At 71.7% G+C, this 26,871-nt stretch carries 25 protein-coding genes and 1 pseudogene; 9 read left to right on the forward strand and 17 right to left on the reverse strand.

The genetic code is table 11. The features are described 5' to 3' along the window. The first annotated feature begins 156 nt into the window (after window positions 1-156). The 4 genes from afsQ1 to ABD224_RS15300 all read left to right on the forward strand — a co-directional run bounded on the left by afsQ1 (window position 157) and on the right by ABD224_RS15300 (window position 3,866). Window positions 157-834, forward strand: a complete 678-nt coding sequence (afsQ1, locus tag ABD224_RS15285; protein ID WP_344050117.1) for a two-component system response regulator AfsQ1 — start codon at window positions 157-159, stop codon at window positions 832-834. After that, complete coding sequence (locus ABD224_RS15290) at window positions 831-2,549, forward strand: ATP-binding protein (RefSeq protein ID WP_344050118.1); 1,719 nt, start codon at window positions 831-833, stop codon at window positions 2,547-2,549. The genes afsQ1 and ABD224_RS15290 overlap by 4 nt, the downstream gene beginning before the upstream one ends. Then, entirely contained in the window at window positions 2,546-3,151 is a 606-nt protein-coding gene (locus tag ABD224_RS15295; protein ID WP_344050119.1) for a hypothetical protein, read from the forward strand. Before ABD224_RS15290 ends, ABD224_RS15295 begins: the two co-directional genes overlap by 4 nt. A gap of 133 nt (window positions 3,152-3,284) precedes the next feature. Next, complete coding sequence (locus tag ABD224_RS15300) at window positions 3,285-3,866, forward strand: VanZ family protein (protein WP_344050120.1); 582 nt, start codon at window positions 3,285-3,287, stop codon at window positions 3,864-3,866. Window positions 3,867-4,178: 312 nt separating this feature from the next. Here ABD224_RS15300 and ABD224_RS15305 read toward each other — a convergent pair whose 3' ends face one another. Together ABD224_RS15305 and ABD224_RS15310 are read right to left on the reverse strand one after the other, a co-directional pair. Then, window positions 4,179-4,517, reverse strand: a complete 339-nt coding sequence (locus ABD224_RS15305) for an ATP-binding protein (protein ID WP_344050121.1) — start codon at window positions 4,515-4,517, stop codon at window positions 4,179-4,181. A 127-nt stretch (window positions 4,518-4,644) separates the two neighbouring features. After that, on the reverse strand, window positions 4,645-5,808 hold the full coding sequence (locus tag ABD224_RS15310; RefSeq protein ID WP_344050122.1) for an adenosine deaminase: 1,164 nt from the start codon (window positions 5,806-5,808) through the stop codon (window positions 4,645-4,647). Between the two features lie 113 nt (window positions 5,809-5,921). Here ABD224_RS15310 and ABD224_RS15315 point away from each other — a divergent pair, with 113 nt between their 5' ends. Continuing rightward, window positions 5,922-6,683: an alpha/beta fold hydrolase gene (locus ABD224_RS15315; protein ID WP_344050123.1), complete on the forward strand. Its 762-nt coding sequence runs from the start codon at window positions 5,922-5,924 to the stop codon at window positions 6,681-6,683. A gap of 129 nt (window positions 6,684-6,812) precedes the next feature. Here the strand turns inward: ABD224_RS15315 and ABD224_RS15320 are convergent, their stop codons facing one another. Then, window positions 6,813-7,766, reverse strand: coding sequence for a LysR family transcriptional regulator (locus tag ABD224_RS15320; RefSeq protein WP_344050124.1), 954 nt, complete (start codon window positions 7,764-7,766; stop codon window positions 6,813-6,815). Window positions 7,767-7,829: 63 nt separating this feature from the next. Here ABD224_RS15320 and ABD224_RS15325 point away from each other — a divergent pair, with 63 nt between their 5' ends. Further along, the gene (locus ABD224_RS15325) at window positions 7,830-9,116 is read left to right on the forward strand and encodes an MFS transporter (protein WP_344050125.1); all 1,287 of its coding nucleotides are present in this window, start codon (window positions 7,830-7,832) and stop codon (window positions 9,114-9,116) included. Window positions 9,117-9,252: 136 nt separating this feature from the next. Then, a complete protein-coding gene (locus ABD224_RS15330; protein ID WP_344050126.1) occupies window positions 9,253-10,275 on the forward strand; it encodes a sigma-70 family RNA polymerase sigma factor in 1,023 nt (340 codons plus the stop codon). On the opposite strand, the gene ABD224_RS15335 is transcribed toward ABD224_RS15330, so the two are convergent. The 10 genes from ABD224_RS15335 to ABD224_RS15380 all read right to left on the reverse strand — a co-directional run bounded on the left by ABD224_RS15335 (window position 10,159) and on the right by ABD224_RS15380 (window position 20,558). Then, window positions 10,159-10,464 (reverse strand): hypothetical protein, encoded by a 306-nt coding sequence (locus ABD224_RS15335; protein WP_344050127.1) that lies wholly within the window; start codon window positions 10,462-10,464, stop codon window positions 10,159-10,161. The two genes, ABD224_RS15330 and ABD224_RS15335, sit on opposite strands and share 117 nt — an antisense overlap. A 75-nt stretch (window positions 10,465-10,539) precedes the next feature. Then, window positions 10,540-11,124 (reverse strand): Uma2 family endonuclease, encoded by a 585-nt coding sequence (locus ABD224_RS15340; RefSeq protein WP_344050128.1) that lies wholly within the window; start codon window positions 11,122-11,124, stop codon window positions 10,540-10,542. Between the two features lie 109 nt (window positions 11,125-11,233). After that, a complete protein-coding gene (locus tag ABD224_RS15345; protein ID WP_344050171.1) occupies window positions 11,234-12,511 on the reverse strand; it encodes a thymidine phosphorylase in 1,278 nt (425 codons plus the stop codon). A gap of 81 nt (window positions 12,512-12,592) precedes the next feature. After that, window positions 12,593-12,997 (reverse strand): cytidine deaminase, encoded by a 405-nt coding sequence (locus ABD224_RS15350; RefSeq protein WP_344050129.1) that lies wholly within the window; start codon window positions 12,995-12,997, stop codon window positions 12,593-12,595. Next, window positions 12,994-14,256, reverse strand: a complete 1,263-nt coding sequence (locus tag ABD224_RS15355; protein ID WP_344050130.1) for an ABC transporter permease — start codon at window positions 14,254-14,256, stop codon at window positions 12,994-12,996. Before ABD224_RS15355 ends, ABD224_RS15350 begins: the two co-directional genes overlap by 4 nt. Next, window positions 14,253-15,389: an ABC transporter permease gene (locus ABD224_RS15360; protein ID WP_344050132.1), complete on the reverse strand. Its 1,137-nt coding sequence runs from the start codon at window positions 15,387-15,389 to the stop codon at window positions 14,253-14,255. The genes ABD224_RS15355 and ABD224_RS15360 overlap by 4 nt, the downstream gene beginning before the upstream one ends. Continuing rightward, window positions 15,386-16,981, reverse strand: coding sequence for an ABC transporter ATP-binding protein (locus tag ABD224_RS15365; RefSeq protein WP_344050172.1), 1,596 nt, complete (start codon window positions 16,979-16,981; stop codon window positions 15,386-15,388). The genes ABD224_RS15360 and ABD224_RS15365 overlap by 4 nt, the downstream gene beginning before the upstream one ends. Before the next feature lie 227 nt (window positions 16,982-17,208). Next, window positions 17,209-18,261 (reverse strand): BMP family lipoprotein, encoded by a 1,053-nt coding sequence (locus tag ABD224_RS15370; protein WP_344050133.1) that lies wholly within the window; start codon window positions 18,259-18,261, stop codon window positions 17,209-17,211. 492 nt (window positions 18,262-18,753) lie between these two features. Then, entirely contained in the window at window positions 18,754-19,995 is a 1,242-nt protein-coding gene (locus ABD224_RS15375) for a M20 family metallopeptidase (RefSeq protein WP_344050173.1), read from the reverse strand. Window positions 19,996-20,360: 365 nt separating this feature from the next. Next, complete coding sequence (locus tag ABD224_RS15380; RefSeq protein WP_344050180.1) at window positions 20,361-20,558, reverse strand: hypothetical protein; 198 nt, start codon at window positions 20,556-20,558, stop codon at window positions 20,361-20,363. On the opposite strand from ABD224_RS15380, the pseudogene ABD224_RS15385 reads away from it, so the two are divergent. After that, window positions 20,527-20,829 (forward strand): annotated as a pseudogene (locus ABD224_RS15385) (hypothetical protein); the annotation flags it as partial. The gene ABD224_RS15380 and the pseudogene ABD224_RS15385 sit on opposite strands and share 32 nt — an antisense overlap. A 56-nt stretch (window positions 20,830-20,885) precedes the next feature. Here the strand turns inward: ABD224_RS15385 and leuE are convergent. Continuing rightward, on the reverse strand, window positions 20,886-21,545 hold the full coding sequence (leuE, locus tag ABD224_RS15390) for a leucine efflux protein LeuE (RefSeq protein ID WP_344050134.1): 660 nt from the start codon (window positions 21,543-21,545) through the stop codon (window positions 20,886-20,888). Window positions 21,546-21,814: 269 nt separating this feature from the next. After that, entirely contained in the window at window positions 21,815-23,395 is a 1,581-nt protein-coding gene (locus ABD224_RS15395) for an acyl-CoA mutase large subunit family protein (RefSeq protein WP_344050135.1), read from the reverse strand. Window positions 23,396-23,720: 325 nt separating this feature from the next. Here ABD224_RS15395 and ABD224_RS15400 point away from each other — a divergent pair, with 325 nt between their 5' ends. Further along, the gene (locus ABD224_RS15400; RefSeq protein ID WP_344050136.1) at window positions 23,721-24,584 is read left to right on the forward strand and encodes a L,D-transpeptidase family protein; all 864 of its coding nucleotides are present in this window, start codon (window positions 23,721-23,723) and stop codon (window positions 24,582-24,584) included. Window positions 24,585-24,794: 210 nt separating this feature from the next. Here ABD224_RS15400 and ABD224_RS15405 read toward each other — a convergent pair whose 3' ends face one another. Both ABD224_RS15405 and ABD224_RS15410 read right to left on the reverse strand, forming a co-directional pair. Then, window positions 24,795-25,958, reverse strand: a complete 1,164-nt coding sequence (locus ABD224_RS15405; protein ID WP_344050137.1) for an extensin — start codon at window positions 25,956-25,958, stop codon at window positions 24,795-24,797. Beyond that, window positions 25,958-26,620, reverse strand: coding sequence for an RNA polymerase sigma factor (locus ABD224_RS15410; protein WP_344050174.1), 663 nt, complete (start codon window positions 26,618-26,620; stop codon window positions 25,958-25,960). The genes ABD224_RS15405 and ABD224_RS15410 overlap by 1 nt, the downstream gene beginning before the upstream one ends. Window positions 26,621-26,871 lie beyond the last annotated feature (251 nt).

Consider the following 26,871-nt stretch of genomic DNA (forward strand, 5'->3'; position numbering starts at 1 on the left):
GTGCTTCCCTGCCTGTGCCGAAAATCCTGCCCGCGCGACTTCATGGCCGTGTCCGCCGACTGTCACAGGCCTGTCACAGGGGCCCCGGCGCGGTGCTGCCGGGACGTGGCCGTCCGGGTGTCGAATCCCCCTCCCGTATGCGACAGAATGAGGCGCGTGCCTTCCTTGTTGCTGATTGAGGACGACGACGCCATCCGGACGGCCCTGGAGCTCTCGCTGACGCGCCAGGGGCACCGGGTGGCCACCGCTGCCAGCGGTGAGGACGGTCTGAAGATGCTGCGCGAGCAGCGGCCGGACCTGATCGTGCTGGACGTGATGCTGCCCGGCATCGACGGATTCGAGGTCTGCCGGCGCATCCGGCGCACGGACCAGCTGCCGATCATCCTGCTCACCGCGCGCAGCGACGACATCGACGTGGTGGTCGGGCTGGAGTCCGGAGCGGATGACTACGTTGTCAAACCGGTCCAGGGCCGGGTGCTGGACGCCCGGATCCGGGCGGTGCTGCGGCGTGGCGAGCGGGAGGCGAACGACACGGCCACCTTCGGCAACATCGTCATCGACCGTGCGGCGATGACGGTGACGAAGAACGGCAAGGAGCTGCAGCTGACCCCGACCGAGCTCAGACTGCTGCTGGAGCTGAGCCGGCGGCCCGGGCAGGAGCTGTCCCGGCAGCAGCTGCTGCGGCTGGTGTGGGAGCACGACTACCTCGGCGACTCGCGGCTCGTGGACGCCTGTGTGCAGCGGCTGCGTGCCAAGGTCGAGGACGTGCCGTCGTCCCCGACCCTGATCCGTACCGTGCGTGGAGTCGGTTACCGCCTGGACGCGCCTCAGTGACGAACGAGCGAGAAGGGCTCCGCGGCTGGATCGCGGAGCGCAAGGGAGCACTGTCCCGGCTGCGGTTCACCAGCCTGCGGCTGCGGCTGGTCGTCGTCTTCGCGCTGGTCGCGCTGACCGCCGCCGTGTCGGCCTCGGGGATCGCGTACTGGCTCAACCGCGAGGCGGTGCTGACCCGCGCGCAGGACGCGGTGCTGCGCGACTTCCAGCGGGAGATGCAGTACCGCGCGGGCGCGCTGCCGGTGCACCCGGCACAGGACCAGTTGCAGTACACCGCCGGTCAGATGGCGGGCGGCAACCAGCGCTTCCGGGTGCTGCTGGTCGCCCAGGACGCGAGCGGGCGCACGGTGTACGGCCACTCCGGCGGCCTGAGCGGCTTCTCGCTCGAGGACGTGCCCGAGTCCCTGCGCACCGCGGTGAACAAGCGTCAGCCGCTGTCTCCGGCCAACAAGTCGCCGTACCACCTGTACTGGCAGCGGATCATCCTGCACGGCACGCCGTACCTCGTGGCCGGCACCAAGGTGGTCGGGGGCGGTCCGACCGGCTACATGCTCAAGTCGCTGGAGCCGGAGGCCAAGGACCTCAACTCGCTGGCCTGGTCACTGGGCATCGCCACCGGCCTGGCGCTGATCGGCGCCGCGCTGCTCGCCCAGGCCGCCGCCACGACCGTGCTGAAGCCGGTGCACCGGCTCGGAGTCGCCGCGCGCCGGCTCGGCGAGGGCAAGCTCGACACCCGGCTGAGGGTGTCCGGCACCGACGAACTCGCCGATCTGTCCCGCACGTTCAACAAAGCGGCCGAGGCCCTGGAGAAGCGGGTCGCCGACATGGCCGCCCGCGACGAGGCCTCCCGCCGCTTCGTGGCGGACATGAGCCATGAGCTGCGTACGCCGCTGACCGCCATCACCGCCGTGACGGAGGTGCTGGAGGAGGAGCTGGAGTCCGAGGGCGGCGGCATCGACCCGATGGTCCAGCCCGCGGTCCGACTCGTGATCAGCGAGACCCGGCGGCTGAACGACCTGGTCGAGAACCTGATGGAGGTCACCCGCTTCGACGCGGGCACGGCCCGTCTCGTCCTGGACGACGTCGACATCGCCGACCAGATCACCGCCTGCATCGACGCCCGCGCCTGGCTGGACGCGGTCGAGCTGGACGCCGAGCGCGGCATCCACGCCCGTCTCGACCCGCGCCGCCTGGACGTCATCCTCGCCAACCTCATCGGCAACGCGCTCAAGCACGGCGGCTCGCCGGTGCGGGTGTCGGTCCGTGAGGAGGACGACGAGATCGTCATCCAGGTCCGCGACCACGGCCCCGGCATCCCGGATGAGGTCCTGCCGCACGTCTTCGACCGGTTCTACAAGGCGAGTGCCTCCCGGCCGCGTTCCGAGGGCAGTGGCCTCGGCCTGTCGATCGCCCTGAACAACGCCCACATCCACGGCGGTGACATCAGCGCGGGCAACGCCCCGGACGGCGGTGCGGTGTTCACGCTGCGCCTGCCGCGGGACGCCTCGGCCCTCGCGGCGCAGCAGGCGGAGGGACGCCAGGAGAACGGCAAGGGCGGCAACGAGGGCGACGACAGGAGCGACAAGAAGGACACGAGCAGGGACACGGGCAAGGGCGAGGACACCGGCAAGAACGGCGGGAAGGGGCCCGGAAAAGACGGCGGCGAGGGCGACGGCACGGACGAGGAGAACAGCTCGAAGGGGGAGACCCGATGAACGTACGCCGCCTCCTGCCGGCGCTCCCCGCCCTGGCCCTGCTGCTCACCGGCTGCGGGATCCGCCCCACCGAGGTGCCCACGGACTTCGGCGCCGCACCCTCCCGCGTGCCCTGCTCGCTGTCCCAGCCGAGCACGGCCGCGCGGCCCTCGCCCGGAGTGTCCGTACGGCTGTTCCTGCTGTGCGGCTCGTCGCTGATGACCGTCGACCGGACGGTGGAGGTACCGGAGAACACGGCGGACGCACGGCGGCGTGTGCTCGTGGCGCAGGGGCTGCTCGACCAGCTCGCCGTGCCGCCGTCGGCCGAGGAGTCGGCGGCCGGGTACGCCACGCACGTCCCCGACGGTCTGACCGTCACCGGGCCGCGTCCCAAGGACCCCGGGGAAGCGCTCCGGCTGAGCACCGCGCCGGAAAGCCTCACCCCGTACGCCCTCGCGCAGATCGTCTGCACGCTGTCGGACTCGGCGGCCGCCGAGGGCGACGGCTCCGTGGTCCTCGGCGGTCCGGACGGCACCCCGTTGCGCCGCTATCAGTGCAACGAGGAGCTGCGCTCCCACCCGGGCACCGCGAAACGGCCGTCGACCCCGGTGACCGACGACTGACGACAGCTGATGACGGTTGACGTCGGCTGACGGCGACCGGCACGGAGCGGTCGGCGGAATGTGACGCACCACGCACAGTGACACATACCCGTCCGCCGGAACCGATGGTGCCGGGGGCCGCGTCTAGGGGAACGTGCAGCGTCAAGGCTCCAGCGGCGGCAGCGTCGCGACCCATCTCCGAGTGGCGGGAGGTGCCCTCCTTGTCATCCACCTCGCGTTGGTCGCCTGGCTCACGCTGCGTCCGCTGGACGTCCCCTGGGTGACACCGCCCAATCTGTACCCGCTCGCCACCATCCGCGCCGACCTGGCGCTGGGCTGGCCCGAGGCGGCTCGGCGCATCGGTGAGGGACTCGCGCCGCTCGCTCCGCTGGGCGTTCTGCTGCCGATGGTCCACGGCAGACTCCGTGTCTCCTGGGTGGTCTCCCTGCTGCGCACCATGGCCGCCGGCGCCCTGGTCTCGCTGGGCATCGCCCTGCTCCAGACCGGCGTGCCCGGCCGGGTCGTGGACGTGGACATCCTGCTGCTCAACACCGTGGGGGTGGCCCTGGCCCATCTGGCGGTCGTCCCCGCGGCCCGCGCCCGCCTGCGCCGCAGGGCCGAACGCCGGGACCGGCCGGCCGGGCCCCAGGAGGACGCGTCCCAGGGCCGCACTCCGGCGATGCCCCGGGTGGGCATCGCCCCGTGGACCGACGTTCTGCCCCCGTCGGCTCCATAAAGGCCGGGAACGGCAGGCCCGTGCCCCCGCAACGTCACGGCGGGCCTCGTCGCGCGGGGCACGCGGAGTTCATGCCCTCGGGTGCATGCCATCGGGTTCATGTCATCGGGCCGGCAGGCGACCTGCCCGCTTCAGACACACCGCAAGGGCCGACCCGCCCCTGCCTGCCCGGGCGCCGGCCGCGGCCGGCCGTAGGAGCCGAAAGCGCCCGAAGGCGAAGAAGCGAAGGAAGCAAAGGAAGCGAAGAAGCGGACGAACGCGGCCGGGGCGCACCCCGGACAAGGGGTGCGCCCCGGCCGCACAGCGGTCGGCTCAGCGCAGCGACAGCCCGTTCACCGGCGTGCCGTGCACCGGCAGCCCGCCGAGCAGACCGGTCGCCGACTTGGCCGGGTCGTTCCCGAGCGCCTCACGGGCGACGGGCTGCGCGGTGTCGAGGCCCTTCTTGACCGTGGGCCCGGCCTGGTCCAGCGCCTGACCGGTCTGCGGCAGGGTCTTGCTGACCTCCTCCGTCGGAAGTGCCCTGCTGACGGAGCCCAGCACCTTGCCCGCGTCCGGAGCGGCCGGCGCGGCGTTCGCGGCACCCGCGCCGACGGCGGCGAAGGCGGCACCGAGAGCGGCGACACCGAGGGTCTTGGCGGCAGACTGCTTCATGAAAGTGCGTCCTTGAATGGAAGACGGGGAACTGAGCGGTCCACGACCGTAAACACGCCGAGCCGTCCGCCGCAAACACAGAAATGCGGAAGAATTGTGAAGGGAGCACGCTCCCGCTCTCCCCGGATCAGCCCTTCGACCCTGCGAAACCGCTGGTAGACACAGGCCCCTGAAACAGCCATTCGGATTTCAGTGCCGCATAACCGGGCTTGATCACGTCATTGATCATAGCCAGTCGTTCATCGAAAGGAATGAACGCTGATTTCATCGCATTGACGGAGAACCACTGGAGGTCGTCGAGTGCATAACCGAATGCGTCGACAAGGTGCTCGAATTCCCGGCTCATACTGGTGTGGGACATCAGCCGGTTGTCCGTGTTGACCGTGGCGCGGAACAGCAGCCGCCGCAGCAGCCCGATCGGATGCTCGGCGTACGACGACGCCGCGCCGGTCTGGAGATTGGAGCTGGGGCACAGCTCCAGCGGGATCCGCTTGTCACGGACGTAGGAGGCCAGCCGCCCCAGCTTGACCGTGCCGTCCTCGCGCACCTGGATGTCGTCGATGATGCGCACCCCGTGCCCGAGCCGGTCGGCGCCGCACCACTGCAGGGCCTGCCAGATGGACGGCAGCCCGAAGGCTTCGCCGGCGTGAATGGTGAAGTGGTTGTTCTCCCGCTTCAGGAACTCGAAGGCGTCCAGGTGCCGGGTGGGCGGGTGGCCGGCCTCCGCGCCCGCGATGTCGAAGCCGACCACACCCGCGTCCCGGTACCGGTTGGCGAGCTCGGCGATCTCCAGGGAGCGGGCCGCGTGCCGCATCGCGGTGAGCAGGGCGCCGACACGGATGCGGTGCCCGGCCGCGAGCGCCGCCCGCTCCCCCTCCCGGAAGCCCTCGTTGACGGCCTCGACGACCTGCTCCAGGCTCAGCCCGCCCTCCAGGTGCTGCTCGGGGGCGTAGCGCACCTCGGCGTAGACGACACCGTCCGCGGCGAGGTCCTCGGCGCACTCGCGGGCGACCCGGACGAGGGCGTCACGGGTCTGCATGACGCCGACGGTGTGCGAGAAGGTCTCCAGGTACCGCTCGAGGGAGCCGGAGTCGGCGGCCTCCCGGAACCACAGGGCGAGCTTTTCCGGGTCGGTCTCGGGAAGCCGGGTGTACCCGGCGTCACGGGCGAGTTCGACGACGGTGGCCGGACGGAGCCCACCGTCGAGGTGGTCGTGCAGCAGAACCTTGGGCGCCCGGCGGATCTGGTCCGCGCTCGGGGTGTTCCTCGGCAGGACGGTCTGGCTCGTCATTTCCGCACGCTAACCCCTGCGCGCGGGAATCACCTCCCGGACACGTCCGTCGATATGCAACGGTGACCGCCCCGACGGGTGGCATACGCCGGAGCTTCTGAGACTGTTCTGTCATGACAGAGCAGTCGACGCCGGTTCGCAGGGCCCGGTTGGGAAGGACGCTCGGCCCGGAGCCGGCAGCGGTGGGCGGAGCGGTGCTGCTGCTCCCGAACGGGCAGGACGTGTCCGATCGCAGGCCCTCACCGCTGCTGGCAGCCGCCTCGGTGCGCGCGCTGGGAGGCCGGCTGGCCCGTTCGGGGCGCGCCGAGGGCCTGGCCGTCCATGTGGTGCACTACCGCTATCACGGCTGGAACGGCGACGAGGCCCATCCGGCCCACGATGCCCTGTGGGCCGTCGAGGAGGTCGTACGACGCCACGGGAACGTGCCGGTGTGCCTCGTCGGCCTCGGCCTGGGGGGCCGGGCCGCACTGCACGCGGGCGGACACGAGGCCGTCTGCTCCGTGGTCGCGCTCGCCCCCCGGCTGCCCGGGGACGAGGCGGCCATCCCGCCCGAGTCGGTGAAGCAGCTCGTCGGGCGCCGGGTGCTGATCGTGCACGGCACGAACGACAGGCGGGCCGACCCCGAGCTGTCGTTCCGGTTCGCGGAGCGGGTGAAGAAGGTGAACCGGGACGTGTGCCGGTTCGAAGTCCACTCCGACAGGCAGGGACTGCGGCAGTACCGGCACGAAGTCGCCGCACTCACCTCGGACTTCGTCATGGGCACGTTGTTCGGGCGGGCGTTCTCCCGGCCGCTTCAGGACGCGCTCGCGGCCCCGCCTCCGCTGGGGCTGCGGATGCCGCTGGCCGCGGGCTTCGGCAGGTCGTGGCGCCGGTAGGACCGACAGGGCCGACAGGACCGACAGGGCTGACAGGATCGACAGGGCTGACAGGACCGACAGAGGAGGCCCCGCCCGGACTGCCCCGCTCGGGCGGAAAGCCCGGGCGGGAAGCGGAAGGTGCCCTGCTCAGTCGGGGAGCAGCTTGCCCCGTTTCGACAGCAGGAACTTCTTGAAGGCCGCCACCGGCGGTGTGTCCGGGTGGCCGTCCAGCCAGGCGACGCCGATCTCCCGGACCGCGCGCGGGGCCGTCACCGTCAGTTCGACGACGCCCGGGCGGGGAACGGGCGGCGGGGGCAGCAGGGCGACCCCGAGCCCTGCCGCGACCAGGCCCCGCAGGGTCTCGGCCTCCTCGCCCTCGAAGGCGACGCGCGGTGTGAAACCGGCCTCACGGCACAGGGCGTCGGTGATACGCCGCAGGCCGTAGCCGGGCTCCAGGGTCACGAAGGACTCGTCGGCGGCCTCGGCCAGGCGGACGCGGCGGCGGCCGGCCAGGCGGTGGTGGGCGGGGACGACCAGGCGCAGCTTCTGCTCGTCCAGACGGCGGGCCACGAGGTCGGGCGCGTCCGGCACGGGAGACGTCAGGCACAGGTCGAGCTCCCCGGCCCGCAGCCGCTCCAGCATGGCCTCGCTGTAGTTCTGGACGAGGCTGAAGCGGACGTGGGGGTGGTCGGCGTGGAAGGCCTGGATGAGGCCCGGCACGGTCTCGGCGCCCATGGTGTGCAGAAAGCCGAAGGCGACCTTGCCGGCGGCCGGGTCGGCGTCGGCGCGCACCTCGTCGGCGGCGCGCCCGATCTCGGCCAGGGCGCGTTCGACGGAGGCGAGGAAGGTGCGGCCCGCGCGGGTCAGGGAGACCGTGCGGCCCCGGCGGGCGAAGAGGTCGACGCCGAGGTCCGCCTCCAGCCGGGCCAGGGACCGCGACAGCGTGGACTGCGGGATCCGCATCTCCTGCGCGGCACGGGTGACGTGCTCGGTGCGGGCCGCCCCGGCGAAGTGGGCGAGCCGGGGCGCGAGGAGCGTGACGATGTCTTCTGTGTCACCGGTGTGTGACATGCGCCCCTGTGACCTTTGCTGATGCACCATGGGAACGATTATGCCGAGTTCATGCATTGGACGGATGAAGGGCGGGGTCCGTACGGTCGCTGCATGACTCCTGCCCATAGCAAGGTGTCCACCTTGGTGGGCGCCGTCTCGTCGTCCACCGGCCTTCCGTCCGGCTCCGGCTCCCGCATGGCTCCGGGCAGCCCCGGCTACCGCCGGATGAACCTGGCGCTCTTCCTCGCCGGCGTCGCGACCTTCGCGCTGCTGTACTCCACTCAGGCCCTGCTGCCGCTGATCTCCGGCGAGTTCCGGGTGCCGGCGGGCGAGGCGAGCTGGACGGTGGCGGCGGCGACCGGCGGTCTGGCGCTCTTCGTCCTTCCGATGAGCGCGCTGTCGGAGCGTTTCGGCAGGCGTACGGTCATGACGGCCTCGCTGGCGGTCGCGGTGACCGTCGGGCTGCTGGTGCCCTTCGCGCCGTCGCTGGGCGTGCTGGTGGTGCTGCGGGCGCTGCAGGGTGCCGCGCTGGCGGGTCTGCCGGCGTCGGCGCAGGCGTATCTGGCGGAGGAGGTCCGGCCCAGGGCGCTGGTCGCGGCGATCGGTCTGTTCGTGGCGGGCAACAGCGTGGGCGGCATGAGCGGCCGGGTCATCACCGGCTGGGTCGCCCAGGAGTGGGGCTGGCGGGTCGCCGTCGGGGTGATCGGTGTGCTCGCGACGGGGTGCGCGGTGGCCTTCCGCCTGCTGCTGCCGGCACCGCGGCACTTCAGGGCGGGCTCGCTGCGTCCGCGCGTGCTGGCCCGTACGGTCCGCGACCACCTCGCCGACCCGCTGCTGCGCCGTCTGTACGCGATCGGTGCGCTGTTCATGACGGTGTTCGGCGGTGTCTACACGGTGATCGGCTACCGCCTGTCCGAAGCTCCCTTCTCCCTGCCCCAGGGCATCGTCGGTTCCGTCTTCCTGGTGTACCTGGTGGGCACGGTCTCGGCGTCGGCGGCGGGCCGGCTGGTGGGCCGGCTGGGCCGCAGGGGCGCCCTGTACCTGGCGGGCGCCACGACGGCGGCGGGTCTGCTGCTGTCCCTGCCGGCCTCGGCCGCGCCGACGCTGCTGGGCCTGGTCCTGATCACGGCGGGCTTCTTCGCCGGGCACGCGGTCGCCTCCTCGGCGGTCAGCAAGCAGGCCACCCACGGCCGCGCCCAGGCCTCGGCGCTCTACCAGTCCGCCTACTACATCGGCTCCAGCGCGGGCAGCACGGTGGGCGCGGTGGCCTTCCACGCCGAGGGCTGGGCGGGCACGGTCGGCGTGGGGCTGCTGGCGGTCCTGGGCGTCGTGCTCATCACGGTGCTCGGTTCGCGGGCGGCCCGGAGGGCGGCGCGGCAGGCGCCGGTGCCGGCGTAGCCACCGCCCGGCCTGCCGGTTCCTCCGCTCCCGGGGTGTTGTCAGTGGGCCGCGTTAGCTTCCGGAGTACGGGGCGTGACTACGCGCTCCGGACAGCACGGCCACAGGACAGGACGGCCACAGGGGTGGGTGGACCATGGGAAACGGCACGGCGACCAGGGCGGCGACGGACCTCGACGAGCAGCTGGAGAAGCACCGGGTCGAGCTGACCGGCTACTGCTACCGGATGCTCGGCTCGTCCTTCGAGGCGGAGGACGCGGTCCAGGAGACCCTGGTGCGCGCCTGGCGGGGTCACGCCACGTTCGAGGGACGCTCCAGTCTGCGCTCCTGGCTCTACCGCATCGCGACGAACGTCTGTCTGGACATGCTGGCGGCGGGCGGCAAGCGCGCCCGGCCGATGGACCTGACCGAGTCCCTGCCGCTGGCCCGTGCGGTGCTGTCCCCGCGTCCGGACCACATCTGGCTGGAGCCGATGCCGGACGCCCGGGTGCTGCCGGCGGTCGAGGACCCGGCGGAGGCGGCGGTCGCCAAGGAGTCGGTGCGGCTGGCCTTCATGGCCGCTCTGCAGCAGCTGCCGCCCAAGCAGCGGGCGGTGCTGATCCTGCGCGAGGTGCTGGCCTGGAAGGCGAGCGAGGTCGCCGAACTGCTGGACACGTCGGTCGCCTCGGTCAACAGCGCCCTGCAACGGGCGCGGGCCACGCTCGCCGCGCGGAAGGACCGGAGCGCCGGCGCGGCCGTGTCGGACCCGCTGGACGAGGAGCAGCGACGGCTCCTGGAGCGCTATGTGCAGGCGTTCGAGGGATACGACATGGCGGCGCTGACCGCGCTGCTGCACGAGGACGCGGTGATGACGATGCCGCCGTTCGACCTGTGGCTGACGGGTCCGGCGGACATCACGGGATTCATGACCACGCTGGGCTCCGCCTGCGCGGGCTCCCGGCTGCTGCCGGTGCGGGCCAACGGACTGCCGGGCTTCGCCCAGTACAAGCCGGACCCCGACCAGGGCGGCTTCACCCCCTGGTCGGTGCAGATCCTGGAGATGTCAGAGGGCCGGATCATCGGATTCCACTGCTTCCTCGACACCCGGCGCTGGTTTCCGCTGTTCGAACTGCCGCTCCGCCTCGAAGGAGAGACCGGCCAGGTCGAGCAGGCCGGGTAGCGCCGGGTCGGGGGCGCGCAGCCGCGCCAGCAGGCCGACGACGCCGAGCCCCGGCGGCCCGAGCCCGCCCACGTCGCACACCACGACCCCGGCCCGGGTGTCCTCCAGCAGTGCCCGCACCTTCTCGCACAGCTCTGCCGCCTCGTCCCGGGCGACGGGGCCGGCGAGGACGAGTACGGCGGGTGTCATGGCGTCCACAGTCTGTGGACCGCCCGGCCGGGCCCGACTCATCGCAGGGCGGAGGCGCGACGTGCCTGGACGGGGTCAGACGGTGGGGAATTCAGCGGTGTCGAGAACGAGGTCGAAGGGGGCGGGAAGTGTGAGGGCCTCGCCGAACTTGGCGCTGCTCAGCGGGCGGTAGACGTCTCCCTTGGGCTCTCCGTAGAGCGTCGCGGTGGGACCGTCAGGGGCCCAGCGGTCGACCAGGAGGTAGAGCGGAATGCCCGCGGCGGCGTAGGCGGCAGGCTTGCTGATGCGGTCGTGCCGGGCGTTGGTCCTGGACGTGACCTCGACCACGAGCTCGGCCAGGGCGGCAGGGATGTGAGTGTCCGCCTCCGTGTCCTCCCTCACCGGAGCCACCACGAGGTCCGGGATGAGCATGCCCAGACGTGACGGCACGGCAATGGCCAACGTCTGAAAGATCCCCCAGTCATCGGGGATCACTGAGTAGAGGCGACGCTGAATACGTTCCGCAATCACGTTGTGGCGGTACGCGGGGGCGGGTGACACGGTGATGATCCCCTCGATGATCTCCACCTTGCTGCCCTCAGGCCACTCCATCTCCTCCCAGAACCGGACGAGGTCGTCCCAGCTCTGCTCGGGATCATGGCGGACGGTGAGTGCGCTCATGGCGGTCTCCTATCGATGCGTCACCGATCCCAGCATGACGAACGGGACCGGCGCAGGTCCACCGGTCCCGTTCGCCCGAAAGGGAAATGCCTGGTCAGGCGGCTCCTGGTCAGGCGATGCGCTCCAGCACCACCGGCGACGGCGTGAACGGTGTGCCGGCCGGGGCGATGTCGTACGCGCCCTCGACCGCCTGCAGCGCGTACGCGAAGCGCTCGGGGGTGTCCGTGTGGAGGGTCAGCAGGGGCCGGCCCTCGGTGACCGTGTCGCCGGGCTTGGCGTGGAGCTCGACGCCCGCCGCCGCCTGGACCGGGTCCTCCTTGCGGGCGCGGCCGGCACCCAGACGCCAGGCGGCGACGCCGATGTCGTAGGCGTCGAGACGGGTCAGGACGCCCGAGGACGGGGCCTTGACCACGTGCTGTTCCCTGGAGGTGGGCAGAGGGGCGTCCGGGTCGCCGCCCTGGGCGGTGATCATGCGGCGCCAGACGTCCATCGCCGAGCCGTCGGCCAGGGCCTTGGCGGGGTCGGCGTCCTTCAGGCCGGCCATGTCCAGCATCTCGCGGGCGAGGGCGAGGGTCAGTTCGACCACGTCCGCCGGGCCGCCGCCGGCCAGGACCTCGACCGACTCACGGACCTCCAGCGCGTTGCCCGCCGTCAGGCCGAGCGGAGTCGACATGTCCGTCAGGAGCGCGACCGTCCGCACACCGTGGTCCGTGCCCAGACCGACCATCGTCCGGGCCAGCTCACGGGCGTCCTCCCTCGTCTTCATGAAGGCGCCGGTGCCGACCTTCACGTCCAGGACCAGGGAGCCGGTGCCCTCCGCGATCTTCTTGGACATGATGGAGGAGGCGATCAGCGGGATCGCCTCGACCGTGCCGGTCACGTCCCGCAGGGCGTACAGCTTCCTGTCCGCGGGGGCCAGTCCCTCACCGGCCGCGCAGATCACCGCGCCGACGTCGTCCAGCACGGACAGCATCTCCTCGTTGGACAGCAGCGCCCGCCAGCCGGGGATCGACTCCAGCTTGTCCAGGGTGCCGCCGGTGTGGCCGAGGCCGCGGCCGGACAGCTGCGGGACGGCGGCGCCGCACGCGGCGACCAGAGGGGCCAGCGGCAGCGTGATCTTGTCGCCGACACCGCCCGTGGAGTGCTTGTCCACGGTCGGGCGGGACAGGGAGGAGAAGTCCATGCGCTCGCCGGAGGCGATCATCGCGGCGGTCCAGCGGGCGATCTCGCGCCGGTTCATGCCGTTGAGCAGGATGGCCATCGCGAGCGCGGACATCTGCTCGTCGGCGACCTCCCCGCGGGTGTACGCGTCGATCACCCAGTCGATCTGTTCGTCGCTGAGCTCGCCGCGGTCCCGCTTGGTGCGGATGACGGAGACGGCGTCCATGGCCATGGGCTCGGTTGTTCCTTCCGGGGTGCGAAGGGGGCGGCCCCCTGGGCCTCACGGGCTCGAGGGGGCCGCCGGGACTTACGAGGAGAGGTGCTCCGGCCCGAAGGCCTGCGGCAGCATCTCCGACAGCGGCAGGATCCCCGCCGGTGTCTCCAGCAGCAGGTCCGGCCCGCCGGCCTCGTACAGCAGCTGCCGGCAGCGCCCGCACGGCACCAGGACGTCGCCGTTGCCGTCCACGCAGGTGAAGTGGGTCAGCCGCCCGCCGCCGCTGTTGTGCAGCTGGGAGACCAGCCCGCACTCGGCGCACAGGCCGAGCCCGTAGGAGGCGTTCTCGACGTTGCAGCCGGTGACGATCCGGCCGTCGTCGACCAGGGCCGCGGCGCCGACCGGGTAGTTCGAGTAGGGGACGTAGGCGCGCGCCATCGCCGCGCGCGCCTCCTCCCGCAGCGCCTCCCAGTCGACCGTCGCGGCGTCCTGGGTCACTTGCCTTGTCCCTTCCGGTAGGGCTGACCGTTCGCCTTCGGCATCCGCAGGTGCTGTGCCGACAGCGACAGCACCAGCAGGGTGACGATGTACGGCGTGGCGGTCACGACCTGCTTGGGCACCTCGTTGGTGCCGAGGTACCAGGCGAACATCAGCGCCGAGACCGCCGCGGTGGCGACGGCGGGCACGACCTTCTTCCTCCAGGCCAGGTATGCCACACCGAACACCAGCAGGATCGCCAGCAGCAGGATCAACGCGTGCACATTGGTGATGCCGCCGCGCAGGTTCAGGCTGTCGGTGTAACCGAACAGACCGGCACCGAGGGCGAGACCGCCCGGCATCCAGTTGCCGAAGATCATCGCGGCGAGGCCGATGTAGCCGCGGCCGGCGGTCTGGCCGTCGAGGTAGACGTTGGAGGCCACGAGGGCGAGGAAGGCACCGCCCAGACCGGCGAAGCCACCGGAGATGATCACCGCCAGGTACTTGTAGGTGTAGACGTTGACCCCGAGCGACTCGGCGGCCACCGGGTTCTCGCCGCAGGAGCGCAGCCGCAGTCCGAAGGCGGTGCGCCACAGCACCCACCAGGACAGCGGGACGAGGGCGATCGCGACGACGGTCAGCGGCGACACGTCGGTGACCAGGCCGCCGAGCAGTCCGGCGACGTCGGAGACCAGGAACCAGTGCTTGGCGTTGAGCGTGCCCAGCCAGTCGGACAGACCGGGCACGGAGAAGCTGCCCAGCGACTCGATCGGCGGGGACTGCTTGGAGGAGCCCTGCGGGGCGTGCTCGAAGGTGAACTTCGACAGATAGCGGCAGGTGCCCAGGGCCAGGATGTTGATGGCCACACCGGAGACGATGTGGTTGACGTTGAAGGTCACCGTGGCGATGGCGTGCAGCACCGCGCCGAGCGCACCGCCGGCGACGCCGAAGACGACACCGGTCCACGGGCCCCACTGATAGCCGGCCCAGGCCCCGAACCAGGTACCGAGGATCATCATGCCCTCGAGACCGATGTTGATCACGCCCGCGCGTTCGGCCCACAGGCCGCCGAGGCCGGCGAGACCGATGGGGATGGCCAGGCGCAGGGCGGTGGACATCTGTCCGGTCGAGGTGATGCCGTGCGCGCCGGTGATCATACGGACGACCGAGGTCAGGACCAGGATGCCCGCGATGATCAGCAGCAGGACGGGGAGGGAGACACGGCGGCCGCCCTTGCCGGGTCGCACGGCCTGCGGCTTGGCGATGGTCGCGGTGGTCATCGGGCCGCCACCTCCTTCTTCTTCTCGGAGTTGCTCTGGGTGGCGGCCGCGGCGGCGAGCTCCAGGCCGACCCGCTTCTGCTGGCGGCGCAGACCCCACTGGCGCACGGCCTCGTAGGAGATGACGACCGCGAAGACGATCAGGCCCTGCATGATCGTGGCGATCTCCTTCTCGTACGCGACCGGGGTGGCGTAGTCGAGAGCGGGAGAGGCCTTGTCGAGGAAGGCGATCAGAAGGGCGGCGAAGGCGATGCCGACCGGGTTGTTGCGGCCGAGCAGGGCGATGGTGATGCCGGTGAAGCCGAGGCCGGTCGGGAAGCTCAGGCTGTAGGTGTGGACGTCGCCGAGCAGCAGCGGCAGACCGGACAGGCCCGCGACCGCGCCGGAGATCAGCATGGCGGTGAGCACCATCTTCCGGGCGTCGACACCGGAGGCCGCGGCGGCGGTCTCCGACGCGCCGCTGGCGCGCAGGTCGAAGCCGAAGCGGGTGCGGTTGAGGACGATCCAGTAGGCGACGCCCATGGCGATGGAGAGGAAGACCAGGCCGTAGATCTCGCCGACCTCCGGCCCCAGGTCGATGCCGGGGATCCAGCCGGACTCCTTCATGACGCCGGTCGTCATGTTGTTGCCGACCTGCACGCCCCACACGTCCTTCAGGGTGAGGTAGCCGATGAGGCTGGTGGCGATGGCGTTGAGCATGATCGTGGCGACGACCTCGCTCACGCCCCGGGTCACCTTCAGCACCCCCGCGATACCGGCCCAGAAGGCACCGGTGAGCATGCCGACGAGCAGCAGCAGCGGTATCTGCAGGAAGGAGGGCAGGGCGAGGTGGGCGCCGACGACGGCGGTCATCATCGCGGCGAGCCGGTACTGGCCGTCGACACCGATGTTGAACAGGTTCATGCGGAAGCCGACGGCCACCGCCAGGGCCGCCAGGTAGTACATGGAGGCCTGGTTGATGATGAGCACCTGGATGTCGGAGAACGCCGCCTGCTCCATCATCAGCAGGTACGGCTCGATCGGGCTCTTGCCCGAGGCGATCAGCACGACCGAGGTCAGCAGGATCGCCGCGACGAGTGCGATGACCGGCCCGGCCACCGCGAGGAGCACCCGCTCCCTGTCGAACTTCTTCATCGGGCCTCGTCCTCCGGGCCGGCTTCTTCCTCGGTGTTCTCGGTGTGTTCCAGATGGCCGGACGCGGCGCCCGTCATGGCCGAGCCCAGTTCCTCGGGGGTGACGGTGGCCGGGTCGGCGTCGGCGACCAGCCGGCCGTTGTAGATCACCCGGAGGGTGTCGGACAGGCCGATCAGCTCGTCCAGGTCGGCGGAGATCAGCAGGACGGCCAGTCCCTCGCGGCGGGCCTCGCGGATGTGGTCCCAGATCGCGGCCTGGGCGCCGACGTCCACCCCTCGGGTGGGGTGGGCGGCGATCAGGAACCTCGGCTTGTGGCTCATCTCCCGGCCGACGATCAGCTTCTGCTGGTTGCCGCCGGACAGGGAGGCGGCGGTGACGTCGATGCCGGGGGTGCGGACGTCGTACTCCCGGACGATCCGGCGGGTGTCCTCCTGGGCACCCTTGAGGTCCAGCCAGAAGCCCTTGGCGTTGGGGCGTTCGGTGACATGGCCGAGGATGCGGTTCTCCCACAGCGGGGCCTCCAGCAGAAGCCCGTGGCGGTGGCGGTCCTCGGGGATGTAGCCGATGCCGGACTCGCGGCGCCTGCGGGTGGGCCAGGCGGTGATGTCCTGGTCCTCGAGGGTGATCGTGCCGGAGTCGGCGGCCCTGAGGCCGATGAGCGCCTCGATCAGCTCGGTCTGGCCGTTGCCCTCGACACCCGCGATGCCCAGGACCTCGCCGGCGTGGATGGTGAAGCTGATGTCGTCGAGGACGGCACGGCCGCCCTCCGCCTGAAGGCGCAGCTTGTCGACGGTGAGGACCGGCCGGTCGGTGACCGTGGACTCGGCGGTCTCGGGGGTGGGCAGTTCGCTGCCGACCATCATCTCGGCGAGCTGGCGCGGGGTGGTCTCGGCGGGAACGGCGGTGCCCACGGTGGTGCCGCGGCGGATGACGGTGATCTCGTCGGCGACCGACAGGACCTCGCCCAGCTTGTGGGAGATGAAGATGACGGACAGGCCCTCGGCCTTCAGCTCGCGCAGGTTGTCGAAGAGCGCGTCGACCTCCTGCGGGACGAGTACGGCGGTGGGCTCGTCGAGGATGAGGATGCGGGCGCCGCGGTAGAGGACCTTGAGAATCTCCACGCGCTGGCGGTCGGCGACACCGAGGCTCTCGACCAGGGCGTCCGGGCGGACGCCGAGGCCGTAGCGGTCGGAGATCTCCTCGATCCTCCTGCGGGCGGCGGCGCCGATGCCGTGCAGCTTCTCGCTGCCCAGGACGACGTTCTCGAGCACGGTGAGGTTGTCGGCCAGCATGAAGTGCTGGTGCACCATGCCGATGCCGCGGGCGATGGCGTCGGCCGGGCTGTTGAAGGTCACCTGCTCGCCGTCGACCGCGATGGTGCCCTCGTCCGGCTTCTGCATGCCGTAGAGGATCTTCATCAGGGTGGACTTGCCGGCGCCGTTCTCGCCGACGAGGGCGTGCACGGTGCCCCTGCGGACCGCCAGGTGGATGTCGTGGTTGGCGACGACTCCGGGGAACCGTTTGGTGATGCCCGTGAGCTCCACCGCCGCGGTCGACTGAGCGGTGGACGGAGGGCTGCTGGACGCGTCGATGGCGCACTCTCCTTGGGGAAAGGGGCCGCTCTACGCGCGTAGCGCCCCTACTTCACACAGGGCTCGGACCCGATCGCCTCTGGCTGCGCTCCCGATCCGGTCCGAGCATTCTGCCGCGTGGGCGGGGTGCGGGACCTCGCGCGGTCCGCACCCCGCCCGCGCGGCCGTGACGCTGCCGTCGCAGCGTCGTCCGGCCATGCCTGACGACAGGCCCACGGTCTCGTGGGTCAGGAGGTCTTGACCTTGATCGAGCCGTTCTTGATGCCCTCCTCGGCCTTCTTGAGCGCGGCCTGGAGGTCGGCGTTGCTCTTGAAGGCGGGGTTGGAGTCGGCGAGGCTCACACCGCCGTTGGCGAGGGAGCCGCGGACCACACCGGACAGCGGCTTGCCGTCCTTGACCGACTTGGCGAGGTCGAAGACCGCGCCCGAGACGTTCTTCAGGGCCGAGGTGAGGATGTAGTCCTTGTACGTGGCCAGGGCGTCCTGCTTGTACTGGTCGGAGTCGACGCCGATCGCCCACACCTTGCGCTCGGCGGCGGCCTTGATGACACCCTGACCGGACAGGCCGGCCGCGTGGTAGACGACGTCGGCACCCGCGTCGATCTGGCCCTTCGCGGCGTTCTCGCCCTTGTCGGGGCTGTTGAAGCCGCCCTCCTCCGCGGTCTGCGTCAGGTACTGCTTCTCGATCTTGATCTTCGGGTTGACCGACTGGGCACCCTGGACGAAGCCCGCCTCGAACTTGCGGATCAGCGGAACGTCCACCCCGCCGATGAAGCCGATGTGGTTCTTCTTGCTGGCCTTGGCCGCCGCGACACCGGCCAGGTAGGACGCCTCCTCCTCATGAAAGACGAGGTCGGCGACGTTGTCGGCCTTCACCGACTCGTCGTCGATGATGCCGAAGGTCGTCTTCGGGAACTTGGGCGCGACTTCCTTGATGGCCTCCGAGTAGACGTAGCCGACGCCGATCACCGGGTTGTAGCCCTGCTTGGCCAGCGTCTCCAGACGCTGCACCTTGTCGGCGTTCGACTCGCCCTCCTGCGGCTCGACGTCCCGGCCGTCGATGCCCAGCTCCTTCTTGGCCCGCTGGAGGCCCGCGTACGCGGCGTCGTTGAAGGACTGGTCGCCCTTGCCGCCGATGTCGTAGGCGAGCCCGATGCCCTTGCTCTTGCCGTTACCGGCGGAGGAGGACGAGCTGGTCGAGCTGCTGCCACAGGCGGAAACACTGACGGCGAGGGCAGCGGTCGCGACGCCCGCGACCGCGATACGGGACAACCGGCGCATGGAATGAGACTCCTTCGTGCAAGCGCCCAGTCCAGGCGCTGATTGCGCCGCAGCGTAACGCGCGTAGACCTGACGTAAAAACCCTTCTGTCCGGTCCGTTATCGAGCTGTGGCCACATCGCAGACCACCCTCACGGACCGCAGTACTTCCCTCGCTCAAGGCAAGGGGCGGACGGGGGTGGAGCGGGTCTTCGGCGGGCGTCTCCGGCGGGTGTCTCCGGCGGGTGTCTCCGGTGGATGTGCCGAGGGGCCTGCCGGAACGCCGTTGGTGAGGGACATCACCCGTGCCGGGCCCGCTCCTCGTGGAGGACCGGGTCGCCGCCGTGGTGCCGCACCGGATCGACGGGCGGCAGCGGGCGGCGGCGACATACGGCCCGGGGACGGAGAGCGGGGTGGCCCAGCCCGGTGGAGCACCTCGGGACGGAGCACCCCGGCAAGGCGACCGGGCAGGGCGGCACCGGTCGGGCGCGGGTGCCCCTGCGCCGGCGGCTGTTCAGCGCGTCGGGTGCAGCAGGGCGGCCGCGGTGAACAGCTCCACGCCCACCCTGATGGCGGACTCGTCGGCGTCGAAGTCCCCCTGGTGCAGGTCGCGCACGGTCCGCTCGCCCGGGGTGCGCACCCCGAGACGGGCCATCGCGCCGGGCACGTGCTCCAGGTACCAGGAGAAGTCCTCGCCGCCGAGGCTCTGCTCGGTGTCCTCGACCGAGGACATCCCGCGCCGGACGACCATGGCGTCGCGCAGCAGCTCGGTCGTCTCCGGTTCGTTGACGACCGGCGGCACACCGCGCACATAGGTGATCTCGGACTTGGCCTTGTACAGGTTGGCGACCTCGTCGATCGCGGCGACCACGATGTCGGGGGCCTGCCGCCAGGCGCGGATGTCCAGGCAGCGGACGGTCCCGGCGAGTTCGGCGTGCTGCGGAATGACGTTCGGGGCGTGCCCGGACTCGATCCGGCCCCAGGTCACGGCGAGCCCGGCGCGGGTGTCGACCCGGCGGCCGACGAGCGCGGGCACCTCGGTGGCGACCCGGGCGGCCGCGGTGACCAGGTCCGTGGTCAGATGCGGCCGGGCGGTGTGTCCGCCGGGGCCGTCCAGCTGGATCTCCAGCCGGTCGCAGGCGGAGGTGATGGGTCCCTGGCGCAGCCCGATCCGGCCGGCGTCGACCCGGGGGTCGCAGTGCACGGCGATGATCCGGCCGACGCCCTCCAGCGCTCCGCTCTTGATGACTTCGCCGGCCCCGCCGGGCAGCACCTCCTCGGCGGGCTGGAAGATCAGCCGCACGGGCCGGGGCAGCAGGCCCTGCCGGTGCAGATCGGCGAGCACCAGCCCGGCGCCGAGCACGACGGTGGTGTGCACGTCGTGTCCGCAGGCGTGGGCACGGTCGGGGACGGTGGAGCGGTACGGGCACTCGCTCTTGGTGTCGGGGATGGGGAGGGCGTCGATGTCGGCGCGCAGGGCGAGCATCCCCGAGGCGCCGTCCGGCCCCTCGGAGTCCGCGCCGATGTCGCAGACGAGTCCGGTGCCGGCCGGAAGCACCCGCGGTGCGAGCCCGGCTTTCTCCAGCCGCGCCTTGATCGCGGCGGTGGTGCGGAACTCCTGGTTGCCGAGCTCCGGGTGCATGTGCAAGTCGCGCCGGAACGCGACGAGCTCGGCGTACAGCGCCTCCGGCAGGGTGCCGGGAAGGGCGTCCGCCATGACATCGGCGGGGAAATCGACCTCGGACTCTGGGGACATCAGCTGTTTCACCCTTTGAAGGGTAGGACGCCGAGGCGGTCGACCGACCCACGATCAGCAAAAGTTCAACCCCACAGAGGGAAAAAAGTTGGCCGCCCGGCGCATAACTGTTGGCTGGGATGGGTAAACTCGCCCGTCTTGACTGGCCGAGCGGATCACGGAATCCCCGGGAACGCGACATGCGTCACATCCCTGGCACCCGCCCCGTGTGTGCTTCTCTCCACGCATACCACGCCCCGCTCCCCCCACGCGCGCGCTGTTCGTCTTCCGGACGGTCTCCGTACCGCCGCGGCCCGCTCCGGGCGGCCGTGGCGCCGGTGCGCCGGACGGGTCGAAGGCCCCTGGGCACGGCCGGCCCGGTTCCGTCAGCCGGCGTGGGCCGTCCGGGCGAGACGGAGCACACCGCGGGCCGTGCCCGTCACCCCGGACAGAAAGCCCTGGGCCCGCGGGGAGGCGTGGGCAATCAGCCGGCTCGGGCCGATGTCGCAGACGGTGACGCGGACGCCGGTTCCGGCCAGGGCCGGCGGGAGGGTTCTGAGCGCGCGGGAGGAGGACCTCCGCATCCGCATGCTCACCGGAGCCGTGCGCGCCGGGCACCGGTCCGTGGTCTTCAAGCCCCATCCGACGGCCCCGCCGGCTGCTCGGAGGCGCGGAGCAAGGCGGCGGACGCAGGCGTCCGGCTCACCGTGCTGGTATGGAGCGTCTCAAGCCCTGCCCGAACAGCAACCGCGTCCCCCTGGCCGTGGTCGGCCGCCTGGTGCCCGGCCTGGAGCGCGAGGAGACCCCGGCTCTCGTCGGCCCGGCCCCGGGACATTGCCGCCGCTGGTCCGGGCGACCCCCGCGGTCACACGGTCACGCGGTCACACGGTCATGCTCGCGCGGTCACACGGTCACGCGCTCGCCAGCGACAGCTTCACCGCGAAGCCCAGGAACAGGGCGCCCGCCGCCGAGGTCGCCCCCGCCGACAGGGCTCTGCGGCGGCGGAAGGCGGCGGCGAGCCTCGTGCCACTGAAGATCAGGACGCTGAGGTAGAGGAAGCTGGCCAGCTGGAGGAGGGCGCCGAGGATGACGAAGGAGAGGGCCGGGTAGGCGTAGGCCGGATCGACGAACTGCACGAAGAAGGCGACGACGAACAGGATCGCCTTGGGATTGACCAGGCTGATGACCAGCGCCCGGCGGAACGGCCGCTCCCCTGCGGCCTGCCCGGTGGCCCTCGTCTCCTCTTCTTCGAGGACCCGCTCCCGGCGGGTGCGCCACATCTCCCGGGCGGCCCGCAGCATCCCGATCGCGATCCACGCCAGATATCCGGCGCCGGCGTACCTCACGATGCCGAACAGCACGGGGTTCGCCTTCAGCAGGGAGGCGGCCCCGGCCGCCCCCAGCGTCATGAGCACGGTGTCCCCGCACCAGACCCCCGCCGCGGCCGTGTACCCGGCGCGGATGCCCCGCCGGGCGGCGACGGACAGCACATAGAGCGAGTTGGGCCCGGGCAGCAGGACGATGAACACGAGTCCCGCCAGGTAGGTGGGCAGATGCACGACGCCGAACATGGCAAGGAGTGTCGCACGGGGGGTACGGCCTCCGGTTCCGGGCTCCCCTGCCGGGGCCGCCGCAGACCTGCCGTTTCCTCACAAGGACGCCGTCTCCCCGCGCCGTCTCCTCACAAGGGCACAAGGAGCCGTACGCGCTGCGGCACGGCACGGTCCGCCGAAGCCGCCCAGGCCGCCGAAGCCGCCGGGCAACCGGCCCCGGGCAGGGTCCGTGGCCGTCCCCAGGGCGGGCGGCCACGGCCTTTTCGGAACGCGTCGCCCGGCATGGGTCAGAACGTGTCGTTCGGCACGTGGGTGCCCCAGACCTCCCGCAGCGCGTTGCACACCTCGCCCACCGTCGCCCGCGCCCGCAAGGCCTCCTTCATCGGGTACAGGACGTTGTCCTCGCCCGCGGCGGCCTTCCTCAGGGCGGACAGGGCCGTGTCGACCGCCGTCCGGTCGCGCTCGGCACGCAGCCTGGCCAGGCGTTCGGCCTGGCGGGCCTCGATGGCCGGGTCGACGCGGAGCGGCTCGTACGGCTCCTCCTCGTCGAGCTGGAAGCGGTTGACGCCGACGACCACACGCTCGCCGGAGTCGGTCTCCTGGGCGATGCGGTAGGCGTTGCGCTCGATCTCCTGCTTCTGGAAGCCGCGCTCGATGGCGTTGACCGCGCCGCCGAGCTCCTCGACCTTCCGCATCAGCTCCAGCGCGGCCTCCTCGACGTCGTCGGTCATCCTCTCGACGGCGTACGACCCGGCGAAGGGGTCGACGGTGGCGGTCACATCGGTCTCGTGGGCCAGGACCTGCTGCGTGCGCAGGGCCAGCCGCGCGGACTTGTCCGTGGGCAGCGCGATCGCCTCGTCGAAGGCGTTGGTGTGCAGCGACTGGGTGCCGCCGAGCACGGCCGCCAGGCCCTGGATGGCGACACGGACCAGGTTCACCTCCGGCTGCTGGGCCGTCAGCTGCACCCCCGCCGTCTGCGTGTGGAAGCGCAGCATCATCGACTTGGGGTTCCGCGCGCCGAACTCCTCCTTCATCACCCGCGCCCAGATCCGACGGGCCGCGCGGAACTTGGCGACCTCCTCCAGGATCGTGGTCCGGGCGACGAAGAAGAAGGACAGGCGGGGCGCGAAGTCGTCGACGTCCATGCCGGCCGCGACCGCCGTGCGCACGTACTCGATGCCGTTCGCCAGCGTGAAGGCGATCTCCTGCGCGGGCGAGGCACCGGCCTCGGCCATGTGGTAGCCGGAGATCGAGATGGTGTTCCACCGCGGGATCTCGGCCCGGCAGTACTTGAAGATGTCCGCGATCAGCCGCAGCGAGGGCTTGGGCGGGAAGATGTACGTCCCGCGCGCGATGTACTCCTTGAGCACATCGTTCTGGATCGTGCCCGTGAGCTGGTCCGCCGCCACACCTTGCTCCTCCGCCACCAGCTGGTACAGGAGCAGCAGCAGTGCGGCCGGGGCGTTGATCGTCATCGACGTCGACACCTTGCCCAGCGGGATCCCGTCGAACAGCACCCGCATGTCGTCGAGGGAGTCGATGGCCACGCCCACCTTGCCGACCTCGCCGTGCGCGATCGGCGCGTCGGAGTCGTGCCCCATCTGGGTGGGCAGGTCGAAGGCGACGGACAGGCCCATCGTGCCCGCCTCGATCAGCTGCTTGTAGCGGGCGTTGGACTCCGTGGCCGTACCGAAGCCGGCGTACTGGCGCATGGTCCAGGGACGGCCGGTGTACATCGTGGGGTACACACCGCGGGTGAACGGGTACGCCCCCGGCTCCCCCAGCTTCTCCGCCGGGTCCCAGTCCTTGAGGGCGTCCGGCCCGTAGACCGGCTCGATGGGCAGTCCGGACTCCGACTCGCGCGCCATGGTGTGCCTCCCCGTCCTGGTGTTCCCGCTTGCCCGTCAGTCGCTCATCAGTTGCTCACCGGTCCGGCCGACCTCGCCACGGACTGTAGCGGCGGCCGTGCTCCGGGTGGAGCGCCCCACGCTGGGACCTTGCTCACAGCCCGACGGGCTCCCGACGAGCTCCCGATGAGCTCCCGATGGCCCGTTCCCGCCTGTCCGTCCTCGTGTCGTCCGCCTCCCACCCTGCCCCGTGGTTCGCCATCCGTCATGTGTGGGGAGACATCCGGTGTACCGCTGAGGACGGACACCGTGGAGACGGACACCGGTGAGGCGGCGGGGGGGCGCCATGCGGACCGGGGGGACGAGGAGAACCGGGGGCACGAGGAGAGCGGTCGCCGCCGTCGCCGCGGCCGCGGCACTGGCCGCGGTGCACGGCTGCACGGTGCAGCCCCCGGGCCCGGACGGCACGTACCGCTCCCCGGTGCGCATCGAGGTCCCGTCCTCCCGGCCTCCCGCCGGCCCCGGCGGGGACACGGGGGCGGCCGGGAACCCGGACCCGGCCTCGCCCCGCACCGTCGCGCGGGTTCTGTGGTCCCCCGGCGACAGCGGCCTCGGGGTACGGGAACTCCAGGCCCGGCTGCGCCAGATCGGCTGGCTGTCCGACGGCCCCACCGGGTTCTACGACGATCTGACGGAACGGGCCGTCAGGGGTTTCCAGGGCAAGCGCGGACTGCCGCGGACCGGGCGGACCGACACGGTCACCTGGCAGCGGCTGCTGCGGATGACACGGGAGCCGGGCACGTGGGAGCTGTACCGGATGGGCGGGCAGCCGGCCGGCCCGCCCGACCCGCGCTGTCTGACCAGCCGGGTGCTGTGCATCGACAAGACCAGCCGGACCCTGCGCTGGATGGTCGACGGGCGGACGGTCTCGACGATGGCGGTGCGGTTCGGCACCTCGTCCACGCCCACCCGGGAGGGCGTGTTCCGCATCTACTGGAAATCACGGCACCACGTGTCGACGCTCTATCACGCCCCGATGCCGTACGCCTTGTTCTTCAGCGGCGGCCAGGCCGTGCACTACTCCTACGACTTCGCGGCCCGCGGCTATGCGGGCGGTTCGCACGGGTGCGTCAACGTACGGGACGAGGAGGCCATCGCCCGGCTGTTCGCACAGGTGCGGGTCGGCGACAAGGTCGTCGTGCACCGGTGAGGGCGACAGCGGGGGAACAGGGCGCGGGCGGGACCGGGGGAACGTGTCCCACCCGCGCCAATGCACGAGCCGCGGGTACGGGGGGAACCCCGGCTCGGTGCGACAGCCGATGACCAGTCGGCTCACTCCTTACTGCGCCGCGGACGCCGAAAACGTCACACCTTGCCGGGAGAAAGTTTCACGAATGATGAAACCGCAGGTCACAGGGGGTCACCGGGGGACGGACAACCGCAGGGCAGGAGCCGCGGGCGCGAGGGCCACGTCCTTGTGGCGGTGACGGCCGCCTTCGTGGCCGCCCCGCTGCCTGCCCTTGCCGCCTCCGTGGCCGTCCGTGCGGCTGTCCCCGGGGCCGCCTCCGCGGCCGCCCTCGTCGTCGCCCTGGCCGCCCCGGCCGCCGCCTCCCTGATCGCCCTGCTCGCCCTGCTTGTCCTTCTTGCCCTGCTTGCCCTGGCCGCCGTGGTCCTTGTCCCGGTTCTTGCCGTCGGTGTCACCGGTCCGGCCGTCGGCCGACTTCAGGACGCCCTTGCAGTACTTCCGCACATGCGCGGACCCGCCGGCCGCCTCCTTCAGGGCGTGTTTGCGCTCGGCGTCCAGGTCTCTGCCGCCGCGCAGATCGCGGCAGGCCGAGACCAGCCGGTCCTGCCTGCCCGCGGTGCCGTCCCGGGGGTCACCGGGGCCCGCGGTGGAGGAGTCGTGGCCAGGGGTGCCGCCGGACGCGGCACCGGAGCCGGCGGCGGAGTCGCCCATGGCGTCCTGGGCGTCGGCGTCCGAGGAGCCGGCCGTGGCGCCGCCGGGCGCCGCCGTGTCCGGACCGCCGCCCGTGGTGCCGCCGGGCGAGGGCGAGCCCGGCGAGCGTTCGGGGGTCGCCCCGGCCGGAACGGAAACGCGGGGAACGGGCTGCCCCCCGCCCTTGAACGGCGTCGGCAGCACGCCGGCCGCCGCCGTCGCGACTCCGCCGACCGCGCCGGCGGCCAGCACGGCCGACAGCGCGAGACGTACCGGACGGGTCCAGCGCACCCGCCCGTCACGCGCGCGCGTGCCCGCGATCCGCACATCGCGCACGGACGTGCCGATGCGGACGAGCCCCGCGTCGGCGGGCCCGGCGGACGTGTCACGGGCCGCGGCCCGTGCGCCGGCCCGCTTTGCCGCCTGCTCCGCGCGCGCCGTACGGAAGGCGGCCAGCGCGGCGGCCTCACCGGGCAGTTCGGCGTCGGCCGGGGCGGGAGCGGACAGTTCGGCGGAGAGGGCCCCGAGTGCCTCGGCGAGCCGTTCGGCCTGGTCACGGACGCTGGCGTCGACGGTGTCCAGGCGCTCTCCGCGCAGGAGCCGCTCCGCTGTGTCGCGGTCCAGCCACCTGTACTGCTCGTCGGCCATCACATGCCCTTCTGCGTCCGGGCGCGTACATGCGTCACACCAGGGGACGTCACCGCCCGGCCCCGTGGTTGTCGCTGCGGCGGCAACGCGTCGAGCGTGCGGGGGAGTTCCGGATCGTCTCCGAGCAGTTCCGCGAGCCGTTTCAGACCGCGGTGCGCGGCCGTGCGCACGGCACCGGGCCGCTTGCCGAGCGTCTCGGCGGCGGTCTTGGCGTCCAGGCCCATGACCACCCGCAGCACGACGGCCTCGGCCTGGTCCTGCGGGAGCCGGGCGATGAGCGAGAAGGTGCTGCCGGTGGCCAGCGCCTCCATGGCCTCGCCCGCGGTGTCGGACTCCGCGGGCCTGCCGGCCAGTTCCGTTTCGTCGCCGCCGATCACGGGGCGGCGTCCGCGCATACGGATGTGGTCGAGTGCGCGGTTGCGGGCGATCCGGGCGGCCCAGCCGCGGAAGCGGTCGGCGTCCCCGCTGAAGCGCTCGAGGTCGCGGGCGATCTGCAGCCAGGCCTCGGACGCCACGTCCTCGGCGTCCGAGTCGCCGACCAGCGTGCGTACGTATCCGAGCAGCCGCGGATGCACGGCGCGGTACACAGTCCGGAACGCGGTCTCGTCCCCGTCCTGCGCCGCGAGCACCGCGGCGGTCAGCTCCGCGTCGTCCCCCAGCACGTGGTTCCTCAAGTGATCGAGTGAATCGTTGCGGCAGTGCGGCCGCCGACGGTCCGCGGCGCTCATGCCGGTCCCCCACCCGGCGCGGCGGCACGCCAGGACCGGAAACCGTCTGTCGCCCATGACGGTACAACGCGCAACCGGACAAGGTGAGAGCGAGGTGTGACGGAAAGCGTACGTACGGCGCTGTAGGGAGTACGGGCCACTGCACGGCCCGCAACCGCGCGGCAGCCGGGGTCTCTCCTGTGGGG

The sequence above is a fragment of the Streptomyces thermoalcalitolerans genome, assembly GCF_039525155.1.
Taxonomy (GTDB): Bacteria; Actinomycetota; Actinomycetes; order Streptomycetales; family Streptomycetaceae; genus Streptomyces; species Streptomyces thermovulgaris.

What these genes read in the sequence shown, in the direction of transcription:
- ABD224_RS15405 (WP_344050137.1), bottom strand. Translation starts at nt 25,958, where the DNA reads ATGGCCGACGAGCAGTACAGGTGGCTGGACCGCGACACAGCGGAGCGG.
- ABD224_RS15315 (WP_344050123.1), top strand. Translation starts at nt 5,922, where the DNA reads ATGACAGAGCAGTCGACGCCGGTTCGCAGGGCCCGGTTGGGAAGGACG.
- ABD224_RS15325 (WP_344050125.1), top strand. Translation starts at nt 7,830, where the DNA reads ATGACTCCTGCCCATAGCAAGGTGTCCACCTTGGTGGGCGCCGTCTCG.
- ABD224_RS15370 (WP_344050133.1), bottom strand. Translation starts at nt 18,261, where the DNA reads ATGCGCCGGTTGTCCCGTATCGCGGTCGCGGGCGTCGCGACCGCTGCC.
- ABD224_RS15295 (WP_344050119.1), top strand. Translation starts at nt 2,546, where the DNA reads ATGAACGTACGCCGCCTCCTGCCGGCGCTCCCCGCCCTGGCCCTGCTG.
- ABD224_RS15355 (WP_344050130.1), bottom strand. Translation starts at nt 14,256, where the DNA reads ATGACCACCGCGACCATCGCCAAGCCGCAGGCCGTGCGACCCGGCAAG.
- ABD224_RS15320 (WP_344050124.1), bottom strand. Translation starts at nt 7,766, where the DNA reads ATGGTGCATCAGCAAAGGTCACAGGGGCGCATGTCACACACCGGTGAC.
- ABD224_RS15335 (WP_344050127.1), bottom strand. Translation starts at nt 10,464, where the DNA reads ATGACACCCGCCGTACTCGTCCTCGCCGGCCCCGTCGCCCGGGACGAG.
- ABD224_RS15375 (WP_344050173.1), bottom strand. Translation starts at nt 19,995, where the DNA reads ATGTCCCCAGAGTCCGAGGTCGATTTCCCCGCCGATGTCATGGCGGAC.
- ABD224_RS15330 (WP_344050126.1), top strand. Translation starts at nt 9,253, where the DNA reads ATGGGAAACGGCACGGCGACCAGGGCGGCGACGGACCTCGACGAGCAG.
- ABD224_RS15360 (WP_344050132.1), bottom strand. Translation starts at nt 15,389, where the DNA reads ATGAAGAAGTTCGACAGGGAGCGGGTGCTCCTCGCGGTGGCCGGGCCG.
- ABD224_RS15400 (WP_344050136.1), top strand. Translation starts at nt 23,721, where the DNA reads ATGCGGACCGGGGGGACGAGGAGAACCGGGGGCACGAGGAGAGCGGTC.
- ABD224_RS15395 (WP_344050135.1), bottom strand. Translation starts at nt 23,395, where the DNA reads ATGGCGCGCGAGTCGGAGTCCGGACTGCCCATCGAGCCGGTCTACGGG.
- ABD224_RS15310 (WP_344050122.1), bottom strand. Translation starts at nt 5,808, where the DNA reads ATGACGAGCCAGACCGTCCTGCCGAGGAACACCCCGAGCGCGGACCAG.
- ABD224_RS15380 (WP_344050180.1), bottom strand. Translation starts at nt 20,558, where the DNA reads ATGCGGAGGTCCTCCTCCCGCGCGCTCAGAACCCTCCCGCCGGCCCTG.
- ABD224_RS15340 (WP_344050128.1), bottom strand. Translation starts at nt 11,124, where the DNA reads ATGAGCGCACTCACCGTCCGCCATGATCCCGAGCAGAGCTGGGACGAC.
- ABD224_RS15305 (WP_344050121.1), bottom strand. Translation starts at nt 4,517, where the DNA reads ATGAAGCAGTCTGCCGCCAAGACCCTCGGTGTCGCCGCTCTCGGTGCC.
- ABD224_RS15345 (WP_344050171.1), bottom strand. Translation starts at nt 12,511, where the DNA reads ATGGACGCCGTCTCCGTCATCCGCACCAAGCGGGACCGCGGCGAGCTC.
- leuE (WP_344050134.1), bottom strand. Translation starts at nt 21,545, where the DNA reads ATGTTCGGCGTCGTGCATCTGCCCACCTACCTGGCGGGACTCGTGTTC.